The organism is Pseudoalteromonas sp. MB41 (assembly GCF_020966275.1).
In the GTDB taxonomy this organism is placed as follows: Bacteria; Pseudomonadota; Gammaproteobacteria; order Enterobacterales; family Alteromonadaceae; genus Pseudoalteromonas; species Pseudoalteromonas lipolytica.
Window position 1 is genome coordinate 1 of sequence record NZ_JAJJZF010000051.1, and the last position, 4,791, is coordinate 4,791.

Consider the following 4,791-nt stretch of genomic DNA (forward strand, 5'->3'; position numbering starts at 1 on the left):
ACAGAATTTGATACTGAGCTTAAAAGTCACGCCATGTCTTTAGGGAAAGCAATTTTCTGGCTCACCGTGGGCTTAACATTACTCATTATTAGCTCTCGCATACTTGTTTGGGGAGCGGTTGAAATTGCAACTGCGCTCGGTGTCAGTGACCTTATTATCGGCTTAACTATCGTTGCATTAGGGACATCTTTGCCAGAGCTTGCAGCTTCTATTATTGCCGCTAAAAAGGGAGAGCATGACATCGCCATTGGCAATGTTGTGGGGTCGAATATGTTTAACATCCTAGCTGTAATAGGTATCGCCGGTCTTATTGAACCTATCCCTCATATTTCTACAGACGTACTTTACCGAGATTGGAGTGTGATGCTTGTACTTTCCGTCATGTTATTGGTTATGGCTTACGGTTTTGGCCGACAAGGCAGAATAAATCGCTGGGAAGGTGGTATCTTGCTTGCTTCCTATATTACTTACAATGGCTACTTAGTTACCAGCATCATTAACTAGCTTTCACTATAAAATTTTTTAGAAATAAACGCGTATATTATTTATATTTAAAGGGAAATCACCGATGGAAACCATCATAAACTTTTTTTCTGAGCACCAATTACAACTCATAGCGATAGCCAAGAATACATTGCTTACTATTTTCATCTTTATAGGAGCTAGTATTTGCTCAAAACTACTTAAACGGGCTGTACATAAAGGTGTTTACAGACTGAGTAAGCACGATGAAATCATTACAAAGCTGCTTACCACGCTATCAGGCTATGTGGTTTATTTAATTGCAATTGTGATTATTTTAGATTTATTTGGAGTCAATACGGCCAGTCTTGTCGCACTCGTCGGTGCCGCAGGCTTAGCGATTGGTCTAGCATTAAAAGACACGCTCAGTAATGTGGCTGCGGGGGTCATGCTACTTTTCTTAAAGCCACTAAAAAAGGCAGAGTTTGTTGAAGTATCAAGCTATACAGGGAGTGTAAAAGATTTAGGTCTATTTACCACTGTCCTTGAAACCGCCGATGGTGTTTTTGTATCAATCCCAAATAGCACGGTTTGGGCAAATGCGATAAAAAACTTTACGAGAAACGAAAAGCGTCGCATGGATATAACTGTGGGTATTTCTTATGGTGATTCAATTGAAGATGGGCTTGCGGCATTAAGGGAGCTTGTTAGTGAAGAATCGCGAATTTTGATTGAGCCAGCCCCTCAGTATCTAGTCCACACATTAGCAGATAGCTCTGTGAACTTGCAGCTTCGTGCTTGGGTAGCTACGCCACATTACTGGGATATATATTGGCAAACACAACGTAAAGTTAAAGATAAAGTGGAGAGCAAAGGAATTACTATCCCATTTCCTCAACGTGATTTACATATAATAAACAGTGATAAAAAATAGTGAAAAACCTTGCTCAGTCCTAGGGCGTTTTTCTATGATAGAATAACAGGACTGAGCCTTTGCTTGAGAGCATAGCTCGCGTGTAATAATTAAAAAAAACAGAATTTACGATGTTCAATTATTGGTATAAAAACATTCCAGCACACCCTGAAAGTCCTGAACTATTTTGGCGAAGCCGTTTAATTGCCCATTCTTTATTGATATGTACTGTTTACTTCTTCGTACTGACTGTTATCAATATCTTTAAATTCAACAGCTATGACATTGCTTTGCTTGATGCTGTGGGGCTGGTTTTATCTATTTTGCTGTATGCTTGGTTCATTAAAGGTTCAAAGATTGAAGCGGTTTCATGGGCTGTGGTGTTATTGATTAACAGCTTAATACTGACATTTATTATCTCAATTAACGGCGCGGCCTATTCATTATTTTGGGCAACATTAATTCCTCCATTTTCATTTTATTTAGTAGGTCGAAATTGGGGGAGTCTACTCAGTGCTATCGCTTTCGCTGTGTGTGCATTTATAGTATATCAACATTCACAGAACCCGGAGCCTGTTAAAGTTGGACTTGGCTCCGTTTTTAATATCATTGAAGTTGCCATTGCTCATATTATCTTGTTCCGTTTCTATGAAAAAACTCGGTTTGCTGCTTATGATACGTTGGCCGAGAAAAATCAACTTATTAAAAGACTCGCTGAAACCGATAAATTAACGGGATTGTTTAACCGAGAAAAACTAGACAGAACGCTTTCAAGTTTACTAAAAAGTTCGAATTTTGGTTTTATACTACTAGACATCGATTATTTTAAAGAAATAAACGATACCTATGGTCATTTAGAAGGCGATAAAGCACTTGTCATTGTAGCAAGTAAGCTCAAATCTTTATCTTCTAGTAAAGCAGTATGTGCTCGCTGGGGTGGCGAAGAGTTTGTAATCATTATTGAAGGGACAACCCTAGATGAAACAAAAGAGATTGCAACGTCCATTGTTAAAGATATAAATGGTATTTATTTCCACGAAAAAAGATTGTCAGTCAGCTGTGGAGTGACGATTAATCACAGTGATGATAATACGCTAACAGTAATTGAACGTGCTGATTCAGCTCTATATCGTGCGAAGAAAAATGGCAGAAATCGGGTTGAATTTAATGAATGAAACTTGTATTGATTTTGTGGTCATTACTGAACGTAATGACCACATTTTGAATGTTTAAAGTTATCTTGCAGAGGCTTCTTGTAAAGTCTTCAGCGCATTTGCCATCGATAGATTGAGTGGCTGTCCTCTTGGAGGAAATGCTTTAAAGGACTCCATTGCTTCCCCAACAAAACTAATCACGGGCACTAGCATAAATTGCTTTTCTTGGATCCACATCTGATATTGGACACTCTCTACCGAAGCACGCTCAAATGGATCTCTTCTTAAGTTTTGGATCCTCGGAACTCGAAGCTCAACAAATGGGTCTCGCCATAAATCCCATGTACCGGCCTCAGCACGTTGCTCCGCGAATGTGAATTTCCAGTCTTTATAGCGCACATTTAATAGACTTGTATCATCACCAAAGTAAAGAAAATACTCTCTAGGGCTTTCATTCACTTTACCAGTAAGGTAAGGCAGCATGTTGTAACCATCTAAGTGAACTTTATATTTTTTTCCCGAGACCTTAAGGCCTTTTTCTAGCTTCTCGTTTAGCTTATTTTCACCTGTGATAGCAGCATAAATAGTAGGAAACCAATCATGATGTGAAATAAGACCATTTATCTCATTTCCTGCTGGAATTTTATCGGGCCAACGAACCATAGCAGGCACTCGGAATGCACCTTCCCATCCAGTTCCTTTCTCTGATCTGAATGGATCAGTTCCACCATCCGGCCAATTCATTTTCATCGGGCCATTATCTGAAGTATAAATTACAATCGTATTGTCTGCGATTTTTAGTTCATCTAATAGATTTAAAAGCTGACCAACATGACCATCATGCTCAACCATTCCATCAGCAAAAATACCTTGTCCCGTAACACCCATAGACTCGTCTTTTAATATCGTTGGGAAATGCATGCGGGAAGCATTAAACCAAGTGAAGAATGGTTTTCCATCTTCGTGTGCATTGCGGATAAATTTCATTGCACCAGCTAAGAATTCTTCATCAATCGTTTTTATGCGCTCAGAATTAAGTGGACCGGTATCTTTAATCGTTTGCTTTCCAACCTTACCAAAGCGAGGATCAACCGTTTTATCGTCTTTGTCTGACGCAAAACTGTGTATAACTCCCCGAGGGCCGAATTTTTTAAGGAATTCTGGGTTTTTAGGGTAGTCTTCATCCTCTAACTCAGTGTGTGTATTTAAATGGTAAAGGTTGCCTAGGAACTCATCAAATCCATGCACTGTTGGTAAAAACTCGTTACGATCACCTAAATGATTTTTACCGAATTGGCCTGTCGCATACCCCAAGGGTTTTAACATCTCGGCAATTGTTGGATCTTTTTCAGATAGCCCTTGAGGTGATCCCACTAGACCTACTTTTGGTAACCCAACTCAAACAGCATATTGACCTGTAATAAAACCCGCTCGGCCAGCGGTACAGCTTTGTTCGCCATAATAATCAGTAAATAAGGTCCCTTCTTTCGCTAGGCGATCAATGTTTGGAGTACGATACCCCATTTGACCACGACTATAAGCACTAATATTCCAGATACCTACATCATCACTAAAAATAACGAGTACATTGGGCTTTTCTTGTGCTGAAGCGAATCCAGCGAAGCATGTTATGACGACATATATTAAAAATATGAACTTTTTCACTTAACTTTCTCCCTGTTGAGAATAATAAAAATAAAGTGTTGGTGAAGAAAATCATCAAAAGACTGGTTGACTGATTATCTTGCAAAACATCGACTACTTTTTATCCACCAAGTTAGTATGAACGTGCTGTTCAGTTTATGCAAACTGATTAAAGAGTATTCAATATATAAGTTGATATGTATCAAATCGATACTAACGATGTTTAGGCTATCGTTTGAAACGAGGCTGCTCTATAGAGCATTTACTCTGAATGATTTTGGGGCAAAGGCGAGTCAGCAAGTAACTCGCCTATGGACAAAATGTATGGTACGCCCCGTTTTGCAAGTTAATAACTAAAATAACGGAGATGGTTTGCGCTAATGTATTCAGAGTCTATTAGAGACTAACATTAGTCCCAGCTCTACGATGAGATCTGCGCCAGATTGTCCTCAAAAACGAGAAAGCATTTTTCTTGCTGAACTGTCCACAAGGTCTTCAATCTGGTGGTCTAACCGTTTTGTCATCATTAATTATCATATGCAAACTGACTTAAACTCTAATTTCAAAAGGCTTCTTCGTGGTCATTACAGACCAAGCTATTCTTGCTATTTTATTTGC

Annotated in this window: 3 protein-coding genes and 1 pseudogene; 3 read left to right on the top strand and 1 reads right to left on the bottom strand. The window is 39.0% G+C overall.

Annotated elements, in window-relative coordinates; all coding sequences use genetic code 11:
* The 3 genes from LPA49_RS21990 to LPA49_RS22000 form a co-directional block, all read left to right on the top strand.
* A partial coding sequence (locus LPA49_RS21990) for a sodium:calcium antiporter (RefSeq protein WP_369123129.1) occupies positions 1–504 on the top strand: 504 nt, incomplete at its 5' end.
* 64 nt (positions 505–568) lie between these two features.
* Positions 569–1,396: a mechanosensitive ion channel family protein gene (locus tag LPA49_RS21995; protein WP_199526201.1), complete on the top strand. Its 828-nt coding sequence runs from the start codon at positions 569–571 to the stop codon at positions 1,394–1,396.
* A gap of 110 nt (positions 1,397–1,506) precedes the next feature.
* Entirely contained in the window at positions 1,507–2,550 is a 1,044-nt protein-coding gene (locus LPA49_RS22000; RefSeq protein WP_230237765.1) for a GGDEF domain-containing protein, read from the top strand.
* 60 nt (positions 2,551–2,610) lie between these two features.
* Here the strand turns inward: LPA49_RS22000 and LPA49_RS22005 are convergent.
* Positions 2,611–4,194: pseudogene (locus LPA49_RS22005) on the bottom strand (arylsulfatase).
* Positions 4,195–4,791: the final 597 nt, after the last annotated feature.